Source organism: Streptomyces sp. NPDC045846 (genome assembly GCF_056431605.1).
The window spans coordinates 112,227-136,536 of sequence record NZ_JBWKKJ010000004.1; the positions used below are offsets into that span (position 1 = coordinate 112,227).

Consider the following 24,310-nt stretch of genomic DNA (forward strand, 5'->3'; position numbering starts at 1 on the left):
ATTCCCGCCGGATTCGGGGACGGCGGAACACTCCAGCGCAGGGCCGGGGGCTTGATACGGAACCGCACTGCTGTGACAGTTGAGAGCAGCTTAGGCCAGAGCCTTCACCTGTGTCCGGCGATTGAGAACGTAGGCTGCCCCCATGGCAAAGAAGCGATCGGGCGGAGGCCTGACCGGGACCCAGCAGGCGGCCAAGTTCCTCGGCGTGAGTGCGTTGGCGGGGGCCGTGCTCGCCGGGATCGCCCTTCCGGCGGCCGGCGCGCTGGGGCTCGCGGCCAAGGGCACGGTCGAGGGGTTCGACGAGATCCCGGCCAATCTGAAGACGCCGCCGCTGAGCCAGCGCACGACGATCCTGGACAGCAAGGGCGGCACGATCGCCCAGGTCTACTCCCGCGACCGCACCGTCGTACCGCTCGCGGACATCTCCCCGTACATGCAGAAGGCGATCGTCGCGATCGAGGACTCGCGCTTCTACGAGCACGGCGCGATCGACCTCAAGGGCGTCCTGCGCGCCATGAACAAGAACGCGACGAGCGGCGGCGTGGCCCAGGGCGCGTCCACGCTCACCCAGCAGTACGTGAAGAACGTCTTCGTCGAGGAGGCCGGTGACGACCCCGACAAGGTCGCCGAGGCCACCCAGCAGACGATCGGCCGCAAGGTCAAGGAGCTGAAGTACGCGATCCAGGTCGAGGAGGAGCTCGGCAAGAAGAAGATCCTGGAGAACTACCTCAACATCACGTTCTTCGGGCAGCAGGCGTACGGCATCGAGGCCGCCGCCAAGCGCTACTTCTCCAAGCCGGCCAAGGACCTCACCCTGGACGAGTCGGCGATGCTCGCCGGGATCGTGCAGTCGCCCAGCCGGTACGACCCGGTCAACGACGCGCAGGAGGCCAAGAAGCGCCGCAACACGGTGCTCCAGCGCATGGTCGACATGAAGGACGTCTCGCAGGCCGAGGCCGACCAGGCCAAGGAAGCGCCGATCAAGCTGAACGTGAGCAAGCCGAAGAACGGCTGCATCACCGCCGTCGACGGCGCGGGCTTCTTCTGCGACTACGTACGCGAGGTGTTCCTCTCCGACCCGGTCTTCGGCAAGACCAAGGAGGAGCGGGCCAAGCTCTGGAACCAGGGCGGGCTCACCGTCCAGACCACGCTCGACCCGCAGGCGCAGAAGTCGACCCAGGAGTCGATCAAGAGCCACGTCTACCAGAAGGACAGCGTGGCCACGGCCGTCACGCTGGTCCAACCCGGCAGCGGCAAGGTCCTCGCGATGGGCCAGTCCAAGCCGTACGGCTTCGGCGACAACGAGACGCAGATCAACTTCTCGGTCAACCGCCAGATGGGCGGCTCCAATTACGGCTTCCCGGTCGGCTCGACCTTCAAGCCGTTCCTGGCCGCGGCCGCGATCGAGGGCGGCAAGCCGCCGACCCAGCAGTACCCCTCCCCGTACGAGATGGACTACCCGGCGTCCGTCCAGACGTGCACCGGCAAGCCGTGGGTCAACGACGGCAAGCCCAACCCGTACCACCTGGAGAACGAGAACGAGTCCGAGGTCGGGCCGTTCTCGCTGAAGGACGCGATGGCCAAGTCGGTCAACACGTACTTCGTGCAGATGCTCGGCGACATCGGCATGTGCCCGGTCTCGCAGATGACCGACAAGCTGCACGTGGTCCAGGGCAACGGCGAGAAGCTGCCGATGGTGCCCTCGGCGCTGACCCTCGGCTCCACGGGCATGTCACCGCTGACGATGGCCTCGGCGTACGCGGCCTTCGCCAACCGGGGCACGTACTGCACGCCGATCGCCATCGAGTCGATCAAGAAGGCGGACGGCAAGGCGCTGCCGGTGCCCAAGTCGTCCTGCTCGCAGGCGATGTCGCAGAACACCGCGGACAGCATCAACAGCCTGCTGCGCGGCGTCGTCGACTCCGGTACCGGTCAGGAGGCCGGGCTCAAGGACCGGGACAACGCGGGCAAGACCGGTACCACCGACGCCCGCAAGAACGCCTGGTTCGTCGGCTACACCTCGAACCTGTCCGCCGCCGTCTGGGTCGGCAGCCCGTCCCAGCGCGTCGAGATGAACAACATCACCATCGGCGGCCAGACCTACGACCAGGTGTACGGCGGCCAGGTCCCCGGTCCCATCTGGCGCGACGCGATGACGGGCGCGCTCCAGGGCCAGGGTTCGGCGCCGTTCGCCGGAGCCAACGTCCCCGACAGCGGCCAGAAGCCGGCCGGCGACCCGGGGACCGCCGCGCCGCCGGCCAACAACAACGACAAGAGCAAGAACAAGGGCAAGCACAAGCCGAAGCCGGGCGGCGACAACAAGCCCCCGAACCAGGGCGGCCAGCCGTTCCCCGGCATCTCCTTCCCGCCGGGCGTGATCGGCGGCGGCACGGGCGGCTGGCCGCAGTAGGGCCTACGCGGCTCGCGTTACGCCCATGAGGTCACGTACGTGAAGTCAGGTACGGGAAAGGGGCGCCCCGGGATTCACTTCCCGGGACGCCCCTTTCCTGTGCCTCATGTGCGCGCGACCTTGCCGCGGCGCATGGGCTCCCGCGAAGGAGCGTCGCTCAGCGAGCGAGGCCCTCTCGGGCCTCGGGGTGCGTGCCTCAGCCCACCAGGAGCTTCTTGACCGCGGCGGCGACGCGGCCGCCGTCGGCGAGGCCCGCCACCTTGGGGTTCACGATCTTCATGACGGCGCCCATGGCGCGCGGCCCCTCGGCACCGGCCGCCTTCGCCTCCTCGACGGCGGCGGCGACGATCGCGCCGAGCTCGTCGTCGGAGAGCTGCTTGGGCAGGTACGCGTCCAGGATTTCGCCCTCGGCCAGCTCGCGCGCGGCGGACTCGGCGCGGCCGCCCTTGTCGAAGGCCTCGGCCGCCTCGCGACGCTTCTTGGCCTCCTTGGCGATGACCTTGAGGACCTCGTCGTCGGAGAGCTCACGCGCGGCCGTACCGGCGACCTCTTCCTTGGCGACGGCGGTGAGGGTCAGCCGGAGCGTGGACGAGCGCAGCTCGTCGCGCGCCTTCATGGCGGTGGTGAGGTCGTCCTTGAGTCGGGCCTTGAGCGTGGTCATGACCCCAGTGTGTCAGGTGCACCGCCGGACCCGCCCGCCGATTTCTGCCACCGTCGGTGTCTGCGACGATGGGCTTATGCGCGCGCGATACGGAATTCCCTTGGGTGTCACGGCGATCGGGGCCGCCGGTCTCGCCTACGCGGCCGGCTTCGAGGCCAGATCGTTCCGGCTGCGGCGGGTGACGGTGCCCGTGCTGCCTCCCGGGGTCCGCCCGCTGCGCGTGCTCCAGGTCTCGGACATCCACATGGTGAGCGGCCAGCGCAAGAAGCGGGCGTGGCTCCAGTCGCTGGCGGGCCTGCGCCCCGACTTCGTGGTGAACACGGGCGACAACCTGTCCGACCCGGAGGGCGTCCCCGAGGTGCTCGACGCGCTGGGGCCGCTGATGGAGTTCCCCGGTGTGTACGTCTTCGGCTCGAACGACTACTACGGCCCGAAGCTGCGCAATCCCGCCCGGTACCTGTTCGAGAAGGCCCAGGGCCGCCACGGCCTCAACGGGAACGCGCCGGCCGTCGGGGTCATCCACAACCCGTGGGAGGACCTGCGGGACGCGTTCGACACGGCGGGCTGGGTGAACCTGAGCAACACCCGGGGCCGCCTCAAGTTCGACGACCTCGAGCTGGCCTTCACCGGCCTGGACGACCCGCACATCAAGCGCGACCGGTACGCGCGGGTGGCGGGCGGCCCGGAGGCGGACGCCGACGTGTCGATCGCCGTGGTGCACGCCCCCTACCTGCGCACCCTGGAGGCCTTCACGGCGGACGGCTATCCGCTGATCCTGGCCGGACACACCCACGGCGGCCAGCTGTGCATCCCCTTCTACGGCGCCCTGGTCACCAACTGCGACCTGGACACGGACCGCGTGAAGGGCCTGTCCACGCACTCCGCCGGGGGCCGCCGCGCCTACCTCCACGTCTCAGCGGGCTGCGGCGCCAACCGCTACACCCCCTTCCGCTTCGCCTGCCCCCCGGAGGCAACCCTCCTGACGCTGGTGGAACGGAAGGCCTGAACGGCGCGGCCAGGGGGACTCGCGCTGGGTTCGGCGGGGCCGACGTCGCCAAGAGGTCTCGGCCCTGGGTTCGGCGGGGCCGACGTCGCCAAGAGGTCTCGGCCCTGGGTCCGGCGGGGCCGACGCCGCCAGGAGGTCTCGGCCCTCCGCACCGGGCGACGCCCCCGGACCCTGCGGCGACAAGGAACACCCCCTACCGTGAACTGATGCGGTACGACCAGATATCTACTCGTCTGTCCGACGTCCCGGCCTCCGTCGTCCTGCCACCCGCGCCCCGCCGCCCGTACGCCGCCGCCTTCCGGGCGTTGATCTGCGCGGCGGCCGTCGCGGGGATCGTGATCGACCTGGCCGTGGGCAGCCCGGGCCGCGTCCTGAGCTACTTCACGATCCAGTCGAACGTACTGGTCGCGGTGGCATTCGGCTGGTCGGCGGTACGTGCCTGGAGGGGTGGCCCACCCCTACCCGCCCGCGTCACCGGCGGCGTACTCCTCTGCATCGCGATCACCGGCCTCGTGTACCACCTGATCCTGGCGAACAGCGCGAGCGGGTTCTCGATGACCGATGACCAGACGGTGGCCGTCACCGGCTGGCGCACGGTGTCGAACCAGCTCCTGCACACCGTCACGCCGCTCGGTGCGGCCCTGGACTGGCTGCTCCTGACCCGCCCCGGCGGCCTGCGCCCGCGCCACGCGGCCCAGTGGCTCCTGTACCCCCTGGCGTACTTCGCCTTCGCCCTGACCAGGGGCGCCCTGCTGCACCCCGGCAGCGCGGCCCGCTACCCGTACCCCTTCCTGGACGTCGACCAGCACGGCTACGCGGGCGTCCTGGGCAACGCGGTCGTCCTCGGCCTGGCCTTCTACGCACTGGCCATGACGATCGTGGGCCTGGACCGCGTGCGCCCCTACCTGCGGGGCCCCGAAAACCGGATTTCGTCTCCGGCCGCCAGTGGGCTAAAGTAAACGACGTCGCCGCGACAAGCGGAGACAATCGGGGTGTAGCGCAGCTTGGCAGCGCGCTTCGTTCGGGACGAAGAGGTCGTGGGTTCAAATCCCGCCACCCCGACGCTGGTCAGAGACCACCTACTAGTAACTAGTAGGTGGTCTCTTTCGTGTCTGGGGGCCAAACAGGGGGCCAAAGAGAATTGGTCACGCTTCAGCGGGGGCCATGCCCTCGTCGCCCTCTTCACCCCCCTCCTGCTCCGCTCCGAAGATCACATCCATGGCCTCTGCCCCCTTCGTGATCACCGGTCGTAGCTGCTTGCGGTAGACAGCTTCCGTGGTCGCCTGACTGGTGTGTCCGACGAGCAGCGCAATGGTCTCCAACGGGACCCCATGATCGGAGAGCAATGACACGAAGCTCTGGCGCGTCTCCCGGGTCGTCCACTCGTGCGGCTTCAGGTCGACGCCGGACATCTTGGCCGCCTTGGCGATGATGGCGCGGAAGTCTCGCCGGATGTTCGCCGCATCGAGCGGCTCACCATTCCGGGTGGTGAAGACCCTGCCCGCCGGGTCCCAGTCCAGCCCCTTGGCCGCCCTCTCCTTCTTCTGCTGCAGCATGTGCTCTTCAAGGACTTCAACGACCATCCTCGGCAAGGCGATGGTCCGACGGCTCTTCCGCGTCTTGGTCTCTCCGTGCTTGCGCACCGAGCGCCACACAGCGACGTGGGGCGGGATGGCGTCCTTGGTATCCAGGAAGACGTAATCCCAGGTGAGCGGGCGCGCCTCCTCCGTACGTACACCCCCGAGGAAGGACAGCACGAGGTAGGCGTACAGCCGCGACGGGCGCGCGGCCGTGAGCACTGCTCGCGCCTGCTCCAGGTTCATGGCCTTGCTCGGCCGGCCGGGGCGCCCTTCCGGTGCGGTCACAAGCAGCGCGACGTTCCGCGCGGCCTTGTCCCGACGCTGAGCGTGAGCGACGGAGCGACGGAGGATGGCGAGCAGATCACGCAGGCTGCGGGTCGCCAGGAACTCCGCCCGGTCGTCCAGCCAGTCATCCACGTCGTCCGCACTGAGATCCTTGAGCTTCGCCCGGCCGATGAACGGGATCAGGTGCTTGTTGGCCATCGAGCGGTTCTTGCCGATAGTTCCCTTCTCGTCCCGCCCCTTGAGTCCGCGCTCAAGCCAGTCACCCACGGCCTCGGCCACGGTGTAGTTCACGGGCGCCTTGACCCCGGACTGCACTTCCTTCTTCAAGTCCCTGATCTTCTGGCGAACTTCGGTCTTGGTCTTGCCGTAGACCTTCGGGCGGCGCCGCTTGCCATTCGGGGCGTAGCCAAGGGACACGGCGCCGACGTAGCTCTTCTTCGCGGCATCCCAGTAGATCGTGTCCTCGCCGTGTCCGGCCCGGCGGGCACGCTTGGGTGTCTCAGTCATGCGGTGCGCTCCAAAGGGACAGGCCGCGCCGATTGGCGCGGCCTGTCGAATCGTTGATGGGGAAGCCGGGTCATGCGGCGGTCTGTGCCTCGTGCTTGAGAAGTTCGATGTACTCGGCGACGTACTCGGGCGGGACGAGCCTGCGGCGACCGATGGTGACCGACCGAAGACGGCCCAGCCGGATCTGTTCGTAGACCGTCGAGCGCCCGACGCGGAGGACCGTGGCGGCCTCCTCCGGCTTGTAAAGGATCTGATCGGTGGATTCGACGAGGGTGGCCACGCTTCGACTCCTTTGGGTGTTCTCAGGTGGGCTGTGCTGTCCGAAGCGGGGATTTCTGCGTCATCGCGTCACGTGCGTCAATCAGGGTTCTGACCTGCGGTTTTTGGTGACGCAGCAGGGCGGGGGTTGCGTCATCGATGACACGCGCTTTCGTCAGGGGGATGACGCGGGTGACGCGTGATGACGCACGATTCGCCGGGTGCGTCACCTCGTGTTGCCGCAGGTCAGGGGCCGTCTGTCGGGCCTGTGGTGACGTAGTGACGCAGGTCTTCCCCTCTTAGGACAAAAAAAGGGGGGGTGTCTGTGGTCTTGCGTCGCCCTGTCAGGGCTTGAAGAAGGAGCCGCTTCGCGGCGCGACTCGTGCCGGGCGGCTGCGCCGCCGGGACAGCAAGAGGAGCACTCCCGGCGCGGCGTGCTCCTCTTGCTTGTCGGCCCAGTGGCGGTCAGAACGCGGTCTGCTGCTCCGGTTCCGGGGGCGGGGCCTGGCGGGTGATCTCGATGTAGCGGGCGGCGCTGGTGCGTCCCCAGTCCACCAGGACACCCCGGGCGGCCAGGGTGGGCTGGATGCGCCGCAGCCGGTCGGACAGCACCTTGCCGGTGGTCGGCCACCCCTTGGGCAGCGGACGGCACTCCTCACCGCTGTAGAGGGCGGTCAGAGCGTGCAGCCACTCAGCCGACGTCATCCGTACCTCCTCGCCCGGCGCCAGCTCCTCCGCGCGCTTGAGAACCGTCTGCGCGAGCAGGTCACCTTCGATGACGTCGTCGTTGAGGTCGTCGAGGCTGGCCCGGTAGGCGGCCAGCGTCCCGAACCCCATGGCCGTGTCGAGCTGGGCACACAGGTGGGCGAAGTCGGCCATGCGCAGGTCGGTCGGCGTCTCTGCCTGCACGGCGCGCACTTTGACGGCCAGGTCGAGCAGGGAGCCAAGGACGTTGGGCAGGATCTCGGCGTACTCCGCCCACAGTTCCGCTTCGGTGCGTCGCACCTTGGGCCTTTCCAGACGGAGGGTGAGGAGGCGTTCTGCAAGGTCGGGGCGGATGACACCCACGTCGATGCCGGTCAGCAGCATGGGGCGCCGGTAGCGGGAGCGCACCACGTCCCCGTCGGTGAACAGCGCACGCTTGATGGACTCGGCGCCGGTGATGACGCAGCACATCAGGTCGGACAGGTCCGGGGGCAGGTGGGAGAGGTTGTCCAGGGCGGTGATCCATCCGGCGGCGACGGCCGTGATCATGTTCTCTTCGTCCTTGGGGGCCCGGCGCAGGTCGCCGGTCATGCCCTCGATGATCCGCACGAGCATCCGTCCGCCGGTCGACTTGCCCGCGCCCTGGGGGCCGGTGAGGAACGGGGCGGGGACGGGGACGGACGGCCCGAGGCAGCCGAGGAGCCACGCGATGGCCAGGGCTTCGGTCTTGGCGTCGGCGAAGTTGCACAACCGCAGCAACAGGTCCAGGCCCTTGCCGTTGGTGTCCTTGGCGGGCAGGGGCAGCTCACCGGTGAGCTGGGTGCGCCGCCAGCACACCTCTTCAGGATCGGGAACGCGGACGTCCCATCCGGTGGGGTGGATGCGCACCGACTGGCCGTCATCGCGTCCCAGGTCCAACCACGTCGCCCCGTCGAATCCAGGGGCGACGCGGATGTGGGTGGGCTGTACCGGCTCGGTGAGGGCGAGCGCTTCGATCAAGTCCAACGCCTCCTTGAGAGCGGTTCCGTTGAAGACGCCGACCCCGTCACGGAAGAGGCCGACCATGAGTTCCTGACGGTGGCTCCCGCTGGTGCCCTGGGAGCGGATGGGCCGGGCCACGGGGTGGCCGGTGCGCTGGGCGTAGACGGTGCCGTCGACGGTGCGGAAGTACCGGAAGTGCCCCTGCGCGTAGTCGGTGATGATCTCGCGGGCCGGGGTCTTGTCCTCGTCGGACATGGCGCTCACATCCCCAGTGCGGTGCGGGCGTTGGACCACGCGTCCGCGCAGTGCCGGGCGCTCTCGCCCTTGGCCTGAGCGGCGGTGAACAGCCGGGCCACGTGGACGTCCGTGAGGCACCCGCACCGTCCGTGGCGGGAGAGCACCGCCAGGAACGTGGCGTAGACCGTGGCGTGCACACCGGCGGACGCGTCCGTGATCCGCTGCTCCGCCATCTCCAAGCCCCGGCGGAGGTAGGCGGGGGTCCGGTGCGGGCACATCCCGCCCGCAGATCGCGCGGCCAGGCCAACGACGGGCGGGGCGGGCCGGTGCACGGCTGCCTTCACGGCCAGGGAGCGGACCGCGTCCGGCAGCGCCACGAGCGGACCGGAGCCAGCACCAAGCCACCTGGCGTAGGCCATGGCCGACTTGATGTCGACACCGTCCCGGACGCCGTTCACGGAGCGCGTGGCGCCCTGGTAGATCCAGTGCTCGCCCCGGGTGGTGGCGACGGTCCGGGTGGCCGGCAGGCTTTCACGGGCCCAGGCCACGGCGGCCGGGGAGTCCAGATCGACCACGGTGAGCCCGGCGCCGCCGGGGTGGTAGCCGATCCCGACCGCCCGGCGCCAGGCCCGTGCCCAGGCCGGGGAGTTGATGACGTTCGGATCTGTGGTGGCGGCGGCCCAGGCGTGGCACACGTTGGGGCACTGGCAGGGGCCGGCGTTCTTCATGTTCGGCCGGCCGCCGCACGCGTTGTTGGCGCAGGTGCGGCAGTTCCCGAAGGGGACCTTGCCCGCCCGCAGGGGCAGGACCGGTAGGCCCGCGTGGGCCAGCTCAAGCGCGATGTGCAGGTGGTCGCTCATGCTGCCACCGCCGTGGCCTGGGTGAGGAAGGCGCGGCCGATCCATTCGCCGTATGCCGGGGGGACGGCTTCGGTGAGTTCTTCGCGGACGTCGGTCCAGTCGATGCCCATGGCTTCCTGCATCTCTGCGACGGTGGCCTTGCCCCCGCCGGAGCCGTAGGCGGCGACGTAGGGGCCGTCGTAGAACTGGCCGTGGCGCCAACCGCGCACCCGGCCACGGTGCTTGGGGTGGGCCGGCTGCGGGACGTTCCAGCCGCCGAGTTCGAAGTTGCGGTGCCGCAGTACGCCGAGCCCGAACATCTCGCCGCACAGCGACAGATCCCGGCGGACGGGGGCCCGGCCGGTGGGCTGTTCGATGACGTAGGGCAGGCCCGTGGCGTTCAGCAGTACCCGGAGTTCGGGGATGAGTTGAACGTGGGTGCGGCCCCAGCCGCGTGCTCGGTTCGTGCCGACGGTCAGTGCGCATCCGTGCTGGCACGGCGGGGAGGCATGGATGAGGGTGTACGCCTGGATCTCGCCGGACGCGATGAGGCGGGCGAGGGCTTCCAGGGCGTCGCCCTGGTGGTGGGGGAAGGGGTAGCGGGGGCGCTGGACGATGTCGACGCCGTCCACTGCGAAGCCGGCCCGGTGGTAGCCCATGGCGATACCGCCGGAGCAGGAGAACAGGTCGAGCAGGGCCGGCCGGTCGGCCGCTCGCCCGATGCGGGTGGGTTGCGTCATGCTGGGTGTCTCCAGTTCTGTGAGAAGTACTGGTGGACAAGGGCGGCCCCGTTCTTTGGCGAGATGCGGGGGCCGCCCTTGGCGTAGCTAGAACGGGGGTTCGTCGATCCACGGGTCGCGGTGGTCGGCGTGTCGGCGCAGGAGCGGGAGGGGCAGCAGGGGCATGCGCCATTCGGTCCAGCAGCCGCAGGGCTCCCAGTCGATGCCCGCGTACTCGCCCTCGTGGTCGCCGTAGTCGTATGCGATGCCGCCGTCGCCCTCACAGTCGGGGCAGTCGGGGCGGGGGGTGTCGGTCAGGATCAGCGTTCGGCGGGACCAGCCGGTGAGCTGAAAGCGGAGTCGCATGAATCGGGGTCTCCTGTCGGTTCGCGGGTCAGTGCTTGCGGCGGGCGTCTTCGCGGGCCTGAGCGGTCTCGCGGATGCGGTCGATCTCGTTCTCAATGCGCTTGATGGGCTTGCCGCGCCCTTGGCGCTTGGCGGCTTGGGCGGACAGGCGCATGACGCGGAGGGTTTCGCGGAGGTTGTGCGGGTCCTTGTCGGTCAGTGCCATGAGGTGAGCGCTCCTTCGGGAGGGCATGCGGACGGTGTGTCCGGCCGGTTGGGGAGGGAGGCGGGCGAAGGCCCGCGCGGGTGTTCCTGGGGCTGTTTTCGGGGGTGTGGGCGGGGTGCCTCCCCGCCTCCCCGGATGCCTGTTCGTGCAGGTCAGTGCGGGGGAGGCCGGGTGGGGAGGCGGGTGGGGAGTTCTCCCCGGCTCCCCGGTCGCCTCCCCTTCAGACGGCCGGGTTTTCGCGGGTGTCGTCGTCCCGGTCGGCCAGGGCTTCCAGGACGCGGGCGCGGCTGATGACCATCACGCCGTGGGATTTGTAGGGGGCGGCGCCGAACGGCTCCAGGGCCTGGGTGAGGTCGGACGCGGTCCAGGCGCGGTACTCGCCGGGGTTGCGTTCGGCCAGGCGTTGGCGGACCTCGTCACTGCGCATCCGGGGCGCGTCCGCGAGGACGGCCGCGATGTCGGCGAGGTGGTCCGCCTTCTCGACAACCGGCGCGTCGGCGGGGGTGATGCCTTCGCGCAGGGCCAGGGCGCGGCGCACGACGGGGCTGATCTCGTCCGTCTTGGAGTCCTTGCGGACGTAGTAGGAGCGGATCAGCTCGAACGGGTTCTTGTTGAAGCCGACGGTCAGCGCGGTGCCGATGTTCTCGGCCGGGTTGAGGGTGGTGGCGGTGATCCCGGCCTTGTGCTTGCCGGTGCCGAGCAGGCCGTCATTGGCGACGTGGTCGCCGACCGCGAAGGCGACACGGTGGGAGGTGTTGCGGGTGACGTCCTTCGGGATGCTGTCGGCGGTCGGGGAGACCGTGACCCAGATCAGCGTGATCCCGACCTTGCGTGCCTTCTTCATGACCTTGATGGCGAGTTCTTCGGCTTCCGGCCCGTACTTCTTGTGCATGAACAGTTCGTGGCACTCGTCGAAGACCACGACCCGGGGCCGCATCCGGGCGTCCTTCTCGGCGATCTTGCGGGTGAGGCGGACCTCTTCGCCGCCCATCTCGTCCAGCAGCTTGCCGCGCAGGGTGACCTCGTCGCGGAGCGCGCGCAGGGCCTTGAGCGCGGCTTCGATCTGTTCGTCCTCGTCGCCCTTGACCAGCGTGTGCAGTCGGGGCTTCAGGACGTCGTAGTCGACGTTGTAGGCCATGACGTAGACGTCGATCTCGACGAGGCGGTCCAGGATCGCCCCGAGCAACAGGCTGATGACCAGGGACGATTTACCCGATCCCATGATGCCGCCGACCATGTAGTTGGCGGCCATGAGCTTGCCCATGATCGGCTCACCGCGCTGGGAGACGCCGACGGGTACGCCGGTGAAGTAGTCGGCTTCGCCGTCGGTGAGCAGCGGCCACGGCGGCACCGGGCCGGACAGCGAGCCCTGGTCGGCGACCCACAGGTCCAGGACACCGGGCAGGCTGCTCGGTTCGGTGGGCCAGACCTCGACCGGCTTGCGGAGCAGGTTGTGGGCCAGCACGGTCTTCTTGGCGTTGACCATCTGCACCGTGACACCGAGGGGGAGCTGCAACTGGGTGTGCCAGCCGTTGCCGACGCGTCCGGTGCCGGACACCCAACGCGGCTGCCAGCCGTCCTTGACGGCCTTGTTCAGGGCCGGGATGCCCAGGTGGCGCAGGGCGTCCAGGATCGCGCCCTCGTCGGGCACCAGGTCACGGGAGGCGGGGTCGGTGGTGGGCAGGGTCCAGCGCGGGGCGGCGTGCTGGTGGCGGCCCACGCCCCACAGGGCGAGCAGGGCCAGCCACGGGCCGAGCGTTACCGCGGGGCCCCACACCACCGTGACGATGACGACGATCCAGCGGATCAGCTCGATCACCGCCATGGTCGGGCCGACCACGTCCGCCAGGTGCTTGTTCGCGATGGCCAGGATGATGCCGAGCAGGAACAGCCCGGCGACGGTCGCGCCAGTGTCGACCAGCGCGCCCTTGGCGATGCGCTGGGGGGCCATCAGGAGGTCCATGCGGCGCTGGTGGCGGGCGGCACGGAACTGCCGGCCGCGCTCCTCCCATTCGGCGGCGACCTCGTAGTTGCCTTCGGCTTCCGCCGCGCGCAGCATCCGCTCGTAGCGGGCAGCGGTCCGGCCGTCCCAGGCCCGGCGGGCCACGATCCTCGTGCCGCCGATGACGTACATGCCGTTGCGGACCACGGATCGCCCCGCCGCGCGGGTGCGTTCGTGCCGGGCCACGCGGCGTACTGCATGGCCCGAGCGGCGCCACAGGGCTACCTTCGGCGCCGCCCCGGTCGGCGCCGACTCGACGGGCGTCAGGGGCGGTTGGGGGTCGGTGTGGGGAGGGTTTTTGAAGAGCTGGACGACGTTCTCACTCATGGCGATGTCTCCTGTCCCGCCCGTGGGGCGGAGGGTCAGCGGCGGCGCGCCTTGCGCAGGGACTGGCCTGCGGCCTTGCCGTCACTGCCGCCCACCGAGCGGACGACGGTGACAACGCCCCAGGCCAGGGCGACGCACAGGAACGCGAGCAGGGCGAGGTTCGCGGCGATCGCGGTGAGCACGCCGACCAGCAGCGGGCCGAAGTACACCCCGGCCGCCACCGCCCCGGCGCCCATGCCCGAACCCAGTGCGAGACGCTGCACCGTGCGGTCCGGCGGGGCCTGGTGGATGTGCTGGTGGATGATCTGCGGCCCCTGCTCCTGCCGTACGGCGGGCAGCGCGCCAGGGTCGGCGTAAACGTAACGGCCCTCCGGGAGCTGTACGACCCGGGCGACTTCAGGCAGCGAGTCCATGGCTCGTCCTCTCGGAGTCGGCGCACAGCAGACACATGCCGAGCGACGTGGGAAGGCAGTAGGAGTACGTGACGCGGCAGACCGGGCAGGTGCGGCGGGCGAGCATCGCGAGCGCGAGCGCACCCCACTTCCGCGACGTCATCGGCCGCACCGGCAAGGCCAGTTCGACCCGGTACAGGTGCGCGACACTCACCCCCGACGCGCGGCGGCGCGAGCGGCGCATCACCTGGGCCGCCACCGGCTGACCGCCGGGCCGCAGGCCCTGGGCCCGCAGTTGGCGACGGGTCGCGTAGCCGTCCGGGGCGAACTTCCACGGAAACGTGGGGATGCCGTAGCGGACGCCGGACGGGTCGAAGCACTGCGCGTACGCGGCGACCATCAGGCGGCCCGCTCAGCGATCAGCGTGTCCCGCAGTCCGCGCGCCTTCTCCGCCGACGTGTGGACCGTCTTACGGATGCGATCGGCCGTCAGATGAGCGTCGGGCCAGTCGGCCGACGCGGCCCGCGCCTCTTGCAGGAGTTCGGCCGGGGTGCGCTTCGGTCGGGCCGACCGCGCGACGTCGGGGACCCGACCGGTCGCCCGACGGGGCCTAGTCGAGTCGGCCGCGACCGTGGACGCGGCCCGAACCGCAACCGGCTCGATCGCGGGCAGCGGCTTGAGCGGGAGAGTCGGCTTGAGGAAGCCGACCTGTACCGCCCGGGGAATCGGGACCGCGTTGACCACGCGGGTCTCCGGGGCGGGTCCGCCCTGCTCAGCCATCGACCGATTACTTACGATCTCGGCCGGTTCGTCCGCCTCTTCGGTCGGGGCGGGCCGGTGGTGGAGGACCTTGGCGACGAGGTCGGACCCGAAGTAGATCGAGCCGACCGGAAGCGACGTGGCGAGCAGTACGAGCGTCCAGTTCGCCGGGTTCCAGTCGGCAAGCCGTCCCCAGTCGACCGACGCGCCGTGCAGCGCGGGGACCAGACCGTGAACGTAGTTGAGGACCAGAGAGGCGCCGGTGTAGGTGCCGAGCACGCGCAGGGCGAACCGGCGGGCGTCGGCGGTCAGTACGAGCGTGGCGACCAGCGCGAGCGCCATCAGACCGTCGACGACGAACGGGTAAAGCGTCGCGGCGGTGTGGTCCGCGCCGATCGCACGGGCCACGTCCCGCAGCGCGTTCCAGGAGACCCGGAACGCCATGCCGACCACAGCCACGAGCGCGAGTACCAACAGCGTCTTGGGGGCCCGGTTCATCGTGCGCTCCCGGCGACAGGGTGGACGGTGACGGTGGCGATGAGGCGGACCCGCGTCGTGGGGTCCCCGGGGGCGTCGCTGTCCTCGGTCCAGGACCATTGGTCGTCGGCCGGGATGCTGTAGCCGAGCGCGTTCAGCACCCGCTCACGCTCAGCGAGCGTGGGGACGGGAGCGGCCGGGGGCCACTCGTGCGCGGGCCACGTCGAGACCGGAACGTTCAGCAGCGGCACGTACAGGTGCCACCGGCCGCCGCTGTTGGAGATCTGCGCGGGAAGCGTGGTCATCACGCCACCTCCGGCGCACCAACGTGGTTGGCGAGAGCACGGCGGGCGGCGAGGACCTTGCGGCGGGCCCGACGGATGCGGCGGGTGTCCAGCTCGTTCGGGGTGCGGTCGAGCGTGATGATCTGTGCGTCGAGCAACTCGACTTCCGCCAGGATCAGCGGCATCTCGTTCTCGATCGCGTCCAGCTCGGCCGGCGTCGGCTCGATGTCCGGCAGGACGCTGGTAACGGCCGTCTGAAGTGCAGCGATGTTCTTCATGAGTCGTGGTCTCCCTAGCAGGTGGTACGGCTCGAACAGCGGCCCCGGTGTTGGAGCACCGGGGCCGCGCGCCGTTGAAGTGGAAGCCGCACGCGAGCGGTGCGGCGGGCCGCGGGTGCGGCCGGCGCGCCGGGCCGGATTCGATCCGGCGCCGTCGCGGCCCCCGTACAGCGGGGTCGGGGCTTGGAAGGGACGTGCGGCTTTGGTCAGCGCTGGACGACGGGGCGGTGCATGTCCCGGTGGGTGACCGTGACGCGGTGGCCCTCCGCGCGCAGCCGCTCAGCGAGTGCGCGGGCGAAGGTCGGGGCTCGGTGCCTGCCGCCGACGCATCCGTCGGCGACAGTCACGGCTCCGGCGCTCGGGCCCGAAGCGAAGGCGGCGACCGCCGTAGCCGTGGCCTCCACCAGGTCCGTGATGCCGGACGTGGCCAGCACGGCGGCGCGTACCGGCTCGTCGTCGGCGGTCATGTAGCGCAGCTCAGGCGACACGTGCGGATCGCGGAAGTGGTGACGCAGGTCGATCGTCAGGTGCGCCGACGGTGCGGCGTCGTGCAGGTAGCCGAACGAAACGATCTCGACAGTGCTCATGCGAACTCCAGAGGAGTTGACCGGTGATGTCGGGCGGGTCAGCGCTCCCGGCGCTCCAGTTCGCGGGCAATGTCGTTCTGCGCGTTGATCGCGCTGAGCGAGTTGTGGCCCCCGTCGCGCTCGCGGGTGATCAGGTCGTACTCGCGCTGCAAGTCGTCGCTGGTGCGGTTCTGCGTGTCGGACGCGGCAGAGGAGGTACGGAACATGGCGGTCTCCCTTTGTGGGTGAGTGGCCCGCTGGTCAGCGGGAGTGCCCCGGCCTGCTTTCGAGGCGTAGGCCCGGGATCGGCCGGGCCGGGGCTGTTGGTAGATCAGGTGTCTCGTTCGGGACCGCGCCTGCCGTATCAGGTACAGGTCGTGGCCCCGTCTCAGGTGAGACAGACCGTCCGGACTGACAAGGGACCGCGCCTTTCGGCAACGGCTGTCCGGCACCCTCCCCCCGACCAACGCGGGGCTCCTGGGTCATGCGGTACTGCAACCCGAATCGACCTGACCAACCTGGCTAGCCCGGTTCGGATGAGAACAACGTAGCCATCCTGGCTAGCCACGTCAACACCTGACTATCTTGGCTGTCCCAATCGATGGAGGAGGCCGTAGCATCGACGGCATGACGTTCACGCCTGAACCCCTGGACCCGGACGACGACCGGCCGCCGTACGAGCAGGTGGCAAGCAGTCTGAGCGCCGCCATCAGGACCCGGAAGCTTGGTCCCGGCGACAAGATCCCGTCGCAGAAAGAACTCACCGAGGCGTACGGCTTCGCCCGCGCGACGATCCAACGCGCCCTTCGCGAGTTGGAGGATGAGGGGCTAATCGTCTCCCGCAAGGGAAGCGGCGTGTACGTGCGGAATCGCACCGAACGTCCGGCGGGCCTGCGGCCGTACGTGGAACAGGCCTTCGCCAACCCCAACGTCTCGATCGACTTCGCGGGGTTCTCCAGCGAGACGCTGCACGGGGCGCTTCAGGAGCCGATCGACAAGATCCGGATCGGGCGCCTGACGCCATCCACCATCAACATCCGCATCCTGGTGCCGGACATGTCAGTGCCCCAGGCTGCGCCTGTCCGGCGCGAGGATGGCTCCGACGACCCGCGTCTCCGGGCCCGGATGCACGACATGATGGTCAGCTTCACCCGCAGCATCGCCAACACGATGCACGAGCTGAGCGTGCTCGGACTGGTCAGTGAGGCGAAGGTCAGTGTGCGAGTCCACAGCGGCACACAGTTCTTCAAGCTCTACGTAATCAACCAGGAAGACGCGTTTTTCGGGTACTACCCGATCCGGCCGAACAAGGTCGTCACCCAGGGCGAAGTCATAGAGATCTACGACCTTGTGGGAGCCGATGCAACGCTGTTCCATTACTCGCTGAACGAGGGCGAATCGTCCAGCGGCGCACAGCAGGTGAGCCAGGCGCGCATGTGGTTCGACAGCGTGTGGGAGACCATCGGAAGGGACTTTGACCCGGATGGGAAGTAGTACCGTCTCGACCATCCTCGGCGCGACCCGAGCGGTCCTGTTCGACTTCGATGGGCCTCTCTGCGATGTGTTCGCGGGGCGCCCCGCCCCGGAAGTCGCGCGCCACCTTGCAGAGACCCTGGCCACGTACGACGCCGACTTGGGGAGCAAGGCGTACGGCACGGATGACCCAATGGAGATCTTGCGGCTGTCTCCGCAGGGCGGCGAGTCTGCCCTGCGGGCGATCGAGGAGGAGCTGACCAAGGCTGAGGTGACAGCCGTCCGGCTAGCGGGCCCGCCGATTCCGGGTGCCGTCGCCGCGCTGAAGGCGGTGCGCGCTTCCGGCCGGAAGGTCGCCATCGTCAGCAACAACTCGACCGCGTGCGTCCGAGCGTTCCTGATGCTCCATGAACTCCGGCATCTCGTCGACGCCGTTGTTGGCCGGGCCCCGTTCCGGCCCGACTTCATGAAGCCCGATCCTCACTCGCTGCTGCGGGCCGCCTCCGAGTTGGAGACGCACCCGCACGACTGCACCCTGATCGGGGACTCCGTAACAGACGTGGAGGCCACGAAGGCGATCGGCGGGCAATCGATCGGCTTCGCGAATAAGCCCGGCAAGGAACGTTCGCTAGTCGATGCGGGCGCCGACGTGGTCGTCACAACCATGTCGTCGGTGGCTGACGCCTTGGGCTCTTCGTAGGCCCTGATCTGCGCTTCCCTGGTCTTTTCGGGGGGCCAAACAGGGGGCCAAGCGCAGCAGCCCCCGCCATACGGCGATGGACGCCAACGGACGCGCCCACATGGTGAATGGGTAGCTCGCAGGGCGCGTGACCAGGCCAGATAGCCCTAGATCGCGTTCGGGACGAAGAGGTCGTGGGTTCAAATCCCGCCACCCCGACAGCTGAAGCAACAGGTGAGGGCACTTACAGAAAACTGTAAGTGCCCTCACCTGTTGCTGCGTGTGCGTCGCCTCCGTGGCTGGCGCCGCCGAGGCGGCACCCTGCCGTCCCGAACGCTCAGGCACCGCAAGGATCACCCTCGTCCACCCGGCCGTTCCGGTCGAAGAGAAGCCACTCCAGCCAGTCCGGCTGGACGCCGAGAGTCGCGGCCCAGGCGTTCATGGAGCTGACGTAGGTGGCGTAGCGGGTCGGCCAATGGCGGGTGCCGGCCGCCTCCCAGCTGGTCCAGCCGAGGGCGTTCAGCGAGCGGAAGACCCGGGTGTCGAGGATCAGGGCCCGGTCATCGGGGGCTTCGCGGTCGTCCACGGCCGCGAACCACTTGGTGAAGAAGGACCGCCCCACTCCGGCGAGGGCGAACTGACGGTAGGCCCCGCTCAGATCGCCGCCCCGGACCGCATCCCGCGTGGTCCGCAGGACGGTGTGCATGCAAGGGTCGGCCAGGGCCGCACCGGTGTAGCGCGGGCCACGCCCGTTGGAGAGCCCCGAGCCCCAGATCATCACGGCCACGAACAGGTCACGCAGGGAGTCGGGGTCATCGCCTCCGTGCTTACGGAGCCGGGCCAGGTCGTCCCGCGAGATTTCACGGTCACCGTCCTGCCCCTTGGTGGACGCGACGCCGATGTCCAGTACATGCGCCGCACCGTGCGACGCCAGTCGCGGGCGCCACGTTGCCGGACGGAAGGGCACGGGTTTCTGTACGCGTCCGCGGTGACGGGCAACGAGTCTCTGAAGCTACTCCACCACACTCCACCACGCTCCCCCTGGCCACCACCACGACCGCGGCGTGCGTGCCGTGGGTCGCAGCGTAGGGGGAGGCCGACTCTGCCCGCAGGCGAACGGCCCCGATACCGAGTCCCCCAGCCCTGCCGGATCCTCCACGGGCACACCCGTACTCAGCCCTACCGGAGAGCGCCACGGGCACGCCCATCCCCAGCCCCTGCCGGAGGGCTCCACAGGCGTACACCCGTACCCAGCCCTACCGGAGAGCGCCACGCGCATACCCGTACCCAGCCCTGCCGGAGGGCTCCACAGGCGCACGCCCATACCCAGCCCTCCCGAAGGGCTCCCCGGGCACGCCCATACCCAACACAGCCCCCACCCTCGACCGTTTGGTTCGGCGCCAGTCCCTCCCCTGTGGGGACCGGTGCCGAACCATCCGGTCGGTGTCGATCCGCGCCGGTGGGGCGCGGGTCGAGGTGCGGCCGGGGTTGTGCGGGGGCCGTCCGGAGGGGGACGGGTGCACGGTTGCCCGGCCTCGCGCGGCGAGAAGTCGCCACCGCCTCGCGACTCCTCGGAAGCCTTGCGAGAACATGCGGCATCATGAGCTGTCTCGTCGAGCGCTGAGCCGGCCGCCCCTGCGGGCGGCACCCCGGTTGATGCGCTGTTACGTCGCGATCCTGTCATCAGTCGCCCCCGCCGCAGAGGCTCCGGCACCGGGTCCACGGCTTAACCGCAGGTCAGCCCAGTAGGGCGAGTTTTCCGGTCCGGACGTTCAGGCGGAGGTGAAGTAGGGGGTGGAGACCTTGAGTCACGACTCAGGGGCACGCACGGCCTTCGCGGAACGGCTCGCGCTGCTCTACAAGGAAGCCGGTGATCCTCCCCTCAAGCGCGTCGCCGAGGCGGTCGTCCGGCTCCAGCGGGTCGACGAACGGGGGCGGCCCGTGCGGGTGTCCGCTCAGCGGATCAGCGACTGGCGGCGGGCCAAGAACGTGCCCGCCCAGTTCGCCGCCCTCGCGGTGGTGCTGCACATCCTGATACCCGAGGCGCGGCGCGCACGCCCCGCGCCCGTGTCGGCGGGGCTGTACGACCTGGCCCAGTGGCAGCGCCTGTGGGAGCGCGCCGTCGCCGATCCGGTCGGCGACCGCCCCGCGCCGTCCGGAGAGGACAAGGAGCACGCCCCGGCCGAGACCCCGGCGGTCCCCAGTGGCGTGTGTCCGTACCGGGGGCTCGCTTCGTACCGCGAGCAGGACGCCCGGTGGTTCTTCGGGCGGGAGCGGAGCACCAAGGCCCTGGTGGCCCAGCTGCGCGCGGTGGAGAAGACCGGCGGCCTGGTCATGCTCGTGGGCGCCTCGGGGGCCGGGAAGTCCTCGCTCCTGAACGCGGGCCTGGTGCCCACGCTGCAGAACGGCGCGCTCGACGAGGACGGGCGGGCGCGCAAGGCGCTCCAGCTCGTGCCGGGCGTCGATCCCCTCGCGGAGCTGACCCGTCAGATCCCCGAGCTCGCACCCGTCCTCTCCGCCTCGGCCGCGAAGGAGCCCGGCAGCGCGGCTTTCATCCACGCCGTGCGGGAGGCCGTCGCGGCGTGGGCGCGGCGCGAACCGGCCTCGTCCGGCCCTCCGGTCGTCATCGTGGACCAGTTTGAGGAAACGTTCACCCTCTGCTCGGACGAGGCGGACAAGCGCACCTTCATCCAGGTCCTCCACGCCGCGTGCACGGGCGAGGACGCCCCGGTGCTCGTGGTCCTCGGCGTACGCGCCGACTTCTACGAGCAGTGCCTGGCCCACCCGGAACTGGCCGACGCGTTGCAGCACCGGCACATGGTGCTCGGTCCGCTGACGGCCACCGAGCTGCGCGAAGCGGTGACCGGCCCCGCCAAGGCGGTGGGCATGGAACTGGAACCCGGGCTCACCGAGCTGATCGTCCGGGAGGTGAGCGCCGACGGCCCCCGGGGCGCACAGAACGCCGGGGCACTGCCGCTCCTCTCCCACGCCCTGCTCGCCACCTGGCAGCGGCGCAAGGCGGGAAGGCTGACGCTGGCCGGCTACCGTGCGGCCGGCGGAATCCAGGGAGCGGTGGCGGCGACCGCCGAGCGGGCCTGGTCGAGCCTCGACCCGGCGGCGCGCACGGCCGCGCGGCTGCTCCTGCTCCGGCTGGTCAGGCTGGGCGAGGACACCCAGGCCACCCGTCGGCGCGGGACGCGTCGCCAACTGTCGGAGGAGTCGGCGGATTCCGGCAAGACGGAGGAATCGCTCGAAGCCCTCGTGCGCGCCCGGCTGGTGACGCTCGACGCCGAGAGCGTCGAGATCACCCATGAGGCGCTGCTGCACGCCTGGCCGCGGCTGCGCGACTGGATCGACGAGGACCGGGCAGGCAACCTGCTGCGCCAGCGGCTGGAGGAGGACGGCAGGACCTGGGAGGAGTCGAACCGCGACGCGTCCCTGCTCTACCGGGGCTCACGCCTCGAACAGGCCGATTCCTGGGCGAAGTCCGCCGGTGACACCTTTCTGGCCCGGGCCGCCGTGGAGTTCCTGGCCGCTTCGGTCAAGCTGCGCAGGCGCACCGTCCGGATCCGCCGCAGCGCGATTTCGGCGCTGGTCGTCCTCGCGCTGCTGGCCGTCGGCGCGGCGGTGGTCGCCTGGCAGCAGCGGGACGACGCCGTCTTCGAGCAGGTGGTCGCCGAATCCGACCGCGTCCAGCACTCCGATCCGTCGCTGTCCGCCCAGCTCGCCCTGGTGGCGCACCATCTGCGGCCGGACGACGAGGGCGTGAACAACCGGCTGATCTCGATCGTGAACGCGCCGCTGGCCACGCCGCTCATCGGCCACACCGGCGCCGTCTACCTCACGTCGTTCAGCCCGAACGGCCGGGTCCTGGCCACCGCCAGCTACGACCGGACCGTCCGGCTGTGGGACGTGGCGGACCCGGCTCGCCCCAAACAGCTGGGCAACCCGCTCACCGGCCACACCAGTTGGGTGAGCAGCGCGGTCTTCAGCCCCGACGGCACCACCCTGGCCAGCGCCTCGGACGACGGCACGATCCGCCTGTGGGACGTACGCGACCCCAGTCGGCCACGGCCGCTGGGCACACCCCTGTCCGGCCACGACGGCACGATCTACCTGCTCGCCTTCAGCCCCGACGGGCACACCCTGGCCAGTGCCACCGAGGATCACACCGTCCACCTGTGGAACGTGACGGACCCGAGCCGCCCGGAGGCCCACGGCGTGCTGACGGGCCACACCTCCGCCGTACGCTCCGTGGCGTTCAGCCCGGACGGAAGGACGCTGGCGGCGGGGGGCGACGACGGTTCGATCAGGATGTGGGACATGGCCGACCCGGGCCGACCCGGGCCGATCGACGCGGTGCTGACCGGCCACACGGCCACGGTGCATTCGGTGGCCTTCAGCCCCGACGGCCGCACGCTCGCCAGCGGCAGCTCGGACGACACCATCCGCCTCTGGAACGTGGCCGACCCCCGGCACGCGGCGGCGATCGGCTCGCCGCTCACCGGGCACACCGGACCCATCTGGTCCGTGGCCTTCAACCCGGCCGGGACCATGCTCGCCGCCAGCAGCGCGGACAGCACCGCGAGCCTGTGGAACGTCAGCGATCCGGCCTACCCCTCCCAGGTCGGTGAGCCGCTGGCGGGGAGCAGCGGCGAGATGTACGCCCTGTCCTTCAGCCCCGACGGCCGCACCCTCGCCACCGGGAGCGGCGACAGCAAGGTCCGCCTGTGGTCGATCCCGACGTCGGACATGATCGGCCGGGTCGGGGCGTTCCGCGCGGACGGGCGCGTACTCGCCACGGCGGCGCGGGACGAGCGGGTCCGGCTGTGGAACGTGGAGGCCCCCGACCGGCCGGTGTCGTTGGGCAAGCCGTTCACGCCCGGGGACGGCGAGGCGCGTTCGCTCGTGTTCTCCCCCGACGGCCACACGCTGGCGGTGCTGATGGGAAACCACTCCGTACGGCTGTGGAACGTCACCGACCCGACCAGGCCCAGCCCCTACGGGCCGCCCGTCGAGCTGATGACCCGGTTCTCGGGCCCCGACGCGCTGGCCTTCAGCCCCGACGGGCGCACGCTGGCGACGGCCTACGACGACCGCACCATCCAGCTGTGGGACATCAGCGACCCGTCGCGCCATCGCGCGCTCGGCACCCCGCTCACCGGCCACAAGGGCTACGTCAACTCCCTCGTCTTCAGCCCGGACGGCCGGACGCTCGCCAGTGGCAGCGCGGACGACACCATCCGCCTCTGGGACGTGGCCGATCCAGGGCACACCGTCCAGCTGGGCGCGCCGCTCACCGGACATCTCGGCCCGGTCAACGCGCTCGCGTACAGCCCGGACGGCAAGACCCTCGCCAGTGGCAGCGACGACGACACCGTCCGGCTCTGGAACATCGCGCACCCCGCGAAGGCGACCCGCCTGGGGGCCCCGCTCACCGGCCACACCGAGGCGGTGGTGTCCCTGACGTTCAGCCAGGACGGCCGCACCCTGGCCAGCGGGGGCAACGACAACACGGTCCGGCTCTGGGACATCGCCCATCCGTCCACGGCCTCGCCGATCGGGCAGTCGATGAGCCCCAACGCCAAGACAGGCAATTTTCTGTCATTCAGTCCGAAAACCCACATGCTCGGGGTGTCGAGCGGCAGCGATACCGTCCGGCTGTGGAACTTGGACGCGAACGAGGCCATCAGCCGTATTTGCTCCACCACACAGGGTGTCCTGACCCCGGAGAAATGGCGGGAAAATCTTCCCCGCCTCTCGTACGCGCCTCCTTGCGGGCACTAACACGCGCTGTGATCCCGATCACAAATCGCCGTTCCGGTCGAGCAGCCGATTCCCACCCCGCGAGCAGCGTTGCTAGTCTTGGCGTCAGCCCGATCGCTGGTGCATCCCCCGTCGCCAGCGATCGGGCACTTTCATGCCCCATCGGGGTCGGGAAGGGTCCGTCACAGCCGTCCATCACACCCTCTGACGTGGCAGGACCTCGCGTCCAACGGTCGCCGTGAACCCGTCTGTCGCGCCGCGTCCAATAGCCGGGGCGCTTTCCGATACGGCGGATAACGAGCCCGCATTACGGCAATCGCCGCACTCAATGCCCCGTATATCGCGGATTCGAGCCCGGCTCCGCTTGTCTTCGACCAGGGCTCGATTACCGCTGGGGCAACCGGCGGGAAACCCTCCGCAATTACCGCTGCCGTCCCGTGATCCCGTACGAGGCCGCTCATCGGGGCTTCTTGAGGAGTCGTAAGCTGAGGCGGGTCGGACGACGGATCGGTGAGCACCCCATGGAAGGACCGCGCGGGCCGAGGAGC

23 protein-coding genes and 1 tRNA gene are annotated in these 24,310 nt (G+C 69.9%); 7 read left to right on the forward strand and 17 right to left on the reverse strand.

What is annotated here, in order from left to right; translation table 11 throughout:
• Positions 1-142 precede the first annotated feature (142 nt).
• Positions 143-2,410, forward strand: coding sequence for a transglycosylase domain-containing protein (locus tag AC07F3_RS12735; protein ID WP_479113298.1), 2,268 nt, complete (start codon positions 143-145; stop codon positions 2,408-2,410).
• A gap of 196 nt (positions 2,411-2,606) precedes the next feature.
• Here AC07F3_RS12735 and AC07F3_RS12740 read toward each other — a convergent pair whose 3' ends face one another.
• Positions 2,607-3,071, reverse strand: coding sequence for a GatB/YqeY domain-containing protein (locus AC07F3_RS12740; RefSeq protein WP_479113300.1), 465 nt, complete (start codon positions 3,069-3,071; stop codon positions 2,607-2,609).
• A 76-nt stretch (positions 3,072-3,147) separates the two neighbouring features.
• Here AC07F3_RS12740 and AC07F3_RS12745 point away from each other — a divergent pair, with 76 nt between their 5' ends.
• The 3 genes from AC07F3_RS12745 to AC07F3_RS12755 all read left to right on the forward strand — a co-directional run bounded on the left by AC07F3_RS12745 (position 3,148) and on the right by AC07F3_RS12755 (position 5,139).
• On the forward strand, positions 3,148-4,077 hold the full coding sequence (locus tag AC07F3_RS12745) for a metallophosphoesterase (RefSeq protein WP_479113302.1): 930 nt from the start codon (positions 3,148-3,150) through the stop codon (positions 4,075-4,077).
• Positions 4,078-4,283: 206 nt separating this feature from the next.
• Positions 4,284-5,036 (forward strand): Pr6Pr family membrane protein, encoded by a 753-nt coding sequence (locus AC07F3_RS12750; RefSeq protein WP_479113304.1) that lies wholly within the window; start codon positions 4,284-4,286, stop codon positions 5,034-5,036.
• A gap of 29 nt (positions 5,037-5,065) precedes the next feature.
• Positions 5,066-5,139: transfer RNA gene (locus AC07F3_RS12755), tRNA-Pro, on the forward strand.
• A gap of 83 nt (positions 5,140-5,222) precedes the next feature.
• Here AC07F3_RS12755 and AC07F3_RS12760 read toward each other — a convergent pair.
• The 15 genes from AC07F3_RS12760 to AC07F3_RS12830 form a co-directional block, all read right to left on the reverse strand.
• A complete protein-coding gene (locus AC07F3_RS12760; protein WP_479113306.1) occupies positions 5,223-6,449 on the reverse strand; it encodes a site-specific integrase in 1,227 nt (408 codons plus the stop codon).
• Positions 6,450-6,519: 70 nt separating this feature from the next.
• The gene (locus AC07F3_RS12765) at positions 6,520-6,729 is read right to left on the reverse strand and encodes a helix-turn-helix domain-containing protein (RefSeq protein ID WP_470035678.1); all 210 of its coding nucleotides are present in this window, start codon (positions 6,727-6,729) and stop codon (positions 6,520-6,522) included.
• Between the two features lie 443 nt (positions 6,730-7,172).
• Positions 7,173-8,648, reverse strand: coding sequence for an ATP-binding protein (locus AC07F3_RS12770; protein ID WP_479113309.1), 1,476 nt, complete (start codon positions 8,646-8,648; stop codon positions 7,173-7,175).
• Positions 8,649-8,653: 5 nt separating this feature from the next.
• Positions 8,654-9,490 carry a bifunctional DNA primase/polymerase gene (locus AC07F3_RS12775; protein WP_479113311.1) on the reverse strand — a complete coding sequence of 279 codons (837 nt, stop codon included), beginning with the start codon at positions 9,488-9,490 and terminating at the stop codon, positions 8,654-8,656.
• Positions 9,487-10,209, reverse strand: a complete 723-nt coding sequence (locus AC07F3_RS12780) for a DNA methylase (protein ID WP_479113313.1) — start codon at positions 10,207-10,209, stop codon at positions 9,487-9,489. The genes AC07F3_RS12775 and AC07F3_RS12780 overlap by 4 nt, the downstream gene beginning before the upstream one ends.
• Before the next feature lie 87 nt (positions 10,210-10,296).
• A complete protein-coding gene (locus tag AC07F3_RS12785) occupies positions 10,297-10,554 on the reverse strand; it encodes a hypothetical protein (protein ID WP_479113315.1) in 258 nt (85 codons plus the stop codon).
• Between the two features lie 28 nt (positions 10,555-10,582).
• The gene (locus tag AC07F3_RS12790) at positions 10,583-10,759 is read right to left on the reverse strand and encodes a hypothetical protein (protein ID WP_479113317.1); all 177 of its coding nucleotides are present in this window, start codon (positions 10,757-10,759) and stop codon (positions 10,583-10,585) included.
• A 220-nt stretch (positions 10,760-10,979) separates the two neighbouring features.
• Entirely contained in the window at positions 10,980-13,088 is a 2,109-nt protein-coding gene (locus AC07F3_RS12795; RefSeq protein WP_479113319.1) for an FtsK/SpoIIIE domain-containing protein, read from the reverse strand.
• 35 nt (positions 13,089-13,123) lie between these two features.
• Positions 13,124-13,501 (reverse strand): DUF6251 family protein, encoded by a 378-nt coding sequence (locus AC07F3_RS12800; protein WP_479113321.1) that lies wholly within the window; start codon positions 13,499-13,501, stop codon positions 13,124-13,126.
• Positions 13,485-13,880, reverse strand: a complete 396-nt coding sequence (locus tag AC07F3_RS12805; protein ID WP_479113323.1) for an RRQRL motif-containing zinc-binding protein — start codon at positions 13,878-13,880, stop codon at positions 13,485-13,487. Before AC07F3_RS12805 ends, AC07F3_RS12800 begins: the two co-directional genes overlap by 17 nt.
• On the reverse strand, positions 13,880-14,737 hold the full coding sequence (locus tag AC07F3_RS12810; RefSeq protein ID WP_479113325.1) for a DUF2637 domain-containing protein: 858 nt from the start codon (positions 14,735-14,737) through the stop codon (positions 13,880-13,882). Before AC07F3_RS12810 ends, AC07F3_RS12805 begins: the two co-directional genes overlap by 1 nt.
• Positions 14,734-15,021: a DUF6303 family protein gene (locus AC07F3_RS12815; RefSeq protein WP_479113327.1), complete on the reverse strand. Its 288-nt coding sequence runs from the start codon at positions 15,019-15,021 to the stop codon at positions 14,734-14,736. The genes AC07F3_RS12810 and AC07F3_RS12815 overlap by 4 nt, the downstream gene beginning before the upstream one ends.
• Entirely contained in the window at positions 15,021-15,278 is a 258-nt protein-coding gene (locus AC07F3_RS12820) for a DUF6284 family protein (protein WP_479113329.1), read from the reverse strand. The genes AC07F3_RS12815 and AC07F3_RS12820 overlap by 1 nt, the downstream gene beginning before the upstream one ends.
• A 206-nt stretch (positions 15,279-15,484) precedes the next feature.
• Positions 15,485-15,865, reverse strand: a complete 381-nt coding sequence (locus AC07F3_RS12825; RefSeq protein ID WP_479113331.1) for a RapZ C-terminal domain-containing protein — start codon at positions 15,863-15,865, stop codon at positions 15,485-15,487.
• Positions 15,866-15,903: 38 nt separating this feature from the next.
• The gene (locus AC07F3_RS12830) at positions 15,904-16,071 is read right to left on the reverse strand and encodes a hypothetical protein (protein WP_365443268.1); all 168 of its coding nucleotides are present in this window, start codon (positions 16,069-16,071) and stop codon (positions 15,904-15,906) included.
• Between the two features lie 400 nt (positions 16,072-16,471).
• Between AC07F3_RS12830 and AC07F3_RS12835 the strand changes: the two genes are divergently transcribed.
• Together AC07F3_RS12835 and AC07F3_RS12840 are read left to right on the forward strand one after the other, a co-directional pair.
• Positions 16,472-17,338: a winged helix-turn-helix domain-containing protein gene (locus AC07F3_RS12835; RefSeq protein WP_479113333.1), complete on the forward strand. Its 867-nt coding sequence runs from the start codon at positions 16,472-16,474 to the stop codon at positions 17,336-17,338.
• Entirely contained in the window at positions 17,328-18,017 is a 690-nt protein-coding gene (locus AC07F3_RS12840; RefSeq protein WP_479113335.1) for an HAD family hydrolase, read from the forward strand. The genes AC07F3_RS12835 and AC07F3_RS12840 overlap by 11 nt, the downstream gene beginning before the upstream one ends.
• 316 nt (positions 18,018-18,333) lie before the next feature.
• Here AC07F3_RS12840 and AC07F3_RS12845 read toward each other — a convergent pair whose 3' ends face one another.
• Complete coding sequence (locus AC07F3_RS12845) at positions 18,334-18,963, reverse strand: 8-oxoguanine DNA glycosylase OGG fold protein (protein ID WP_479113337.1); 630 nt, start codon at positions 18,961-18,963, stop codon at positions 18,334-18,336.
• Positions 18,964-19,790: 827 nt separating this feature from the next.
• Between AC07F3_RS12845 and AC07F3_RS12850 the strand changes: the two genes are divergently transcribed.
• Positions 19,791-23,783, forward strand: a complete 3,993-nt coding sequence (locus tag AC07F3_RS12850) for an nSTAND1 domain-containing NTPase (RefSeq protein WP_479113339.1) — start codon at positions 19,791-19,793, stop codon at positions 23,781-23,783.
• Positions 23,784-24,310: the final 527 nt, after the last annotated feature.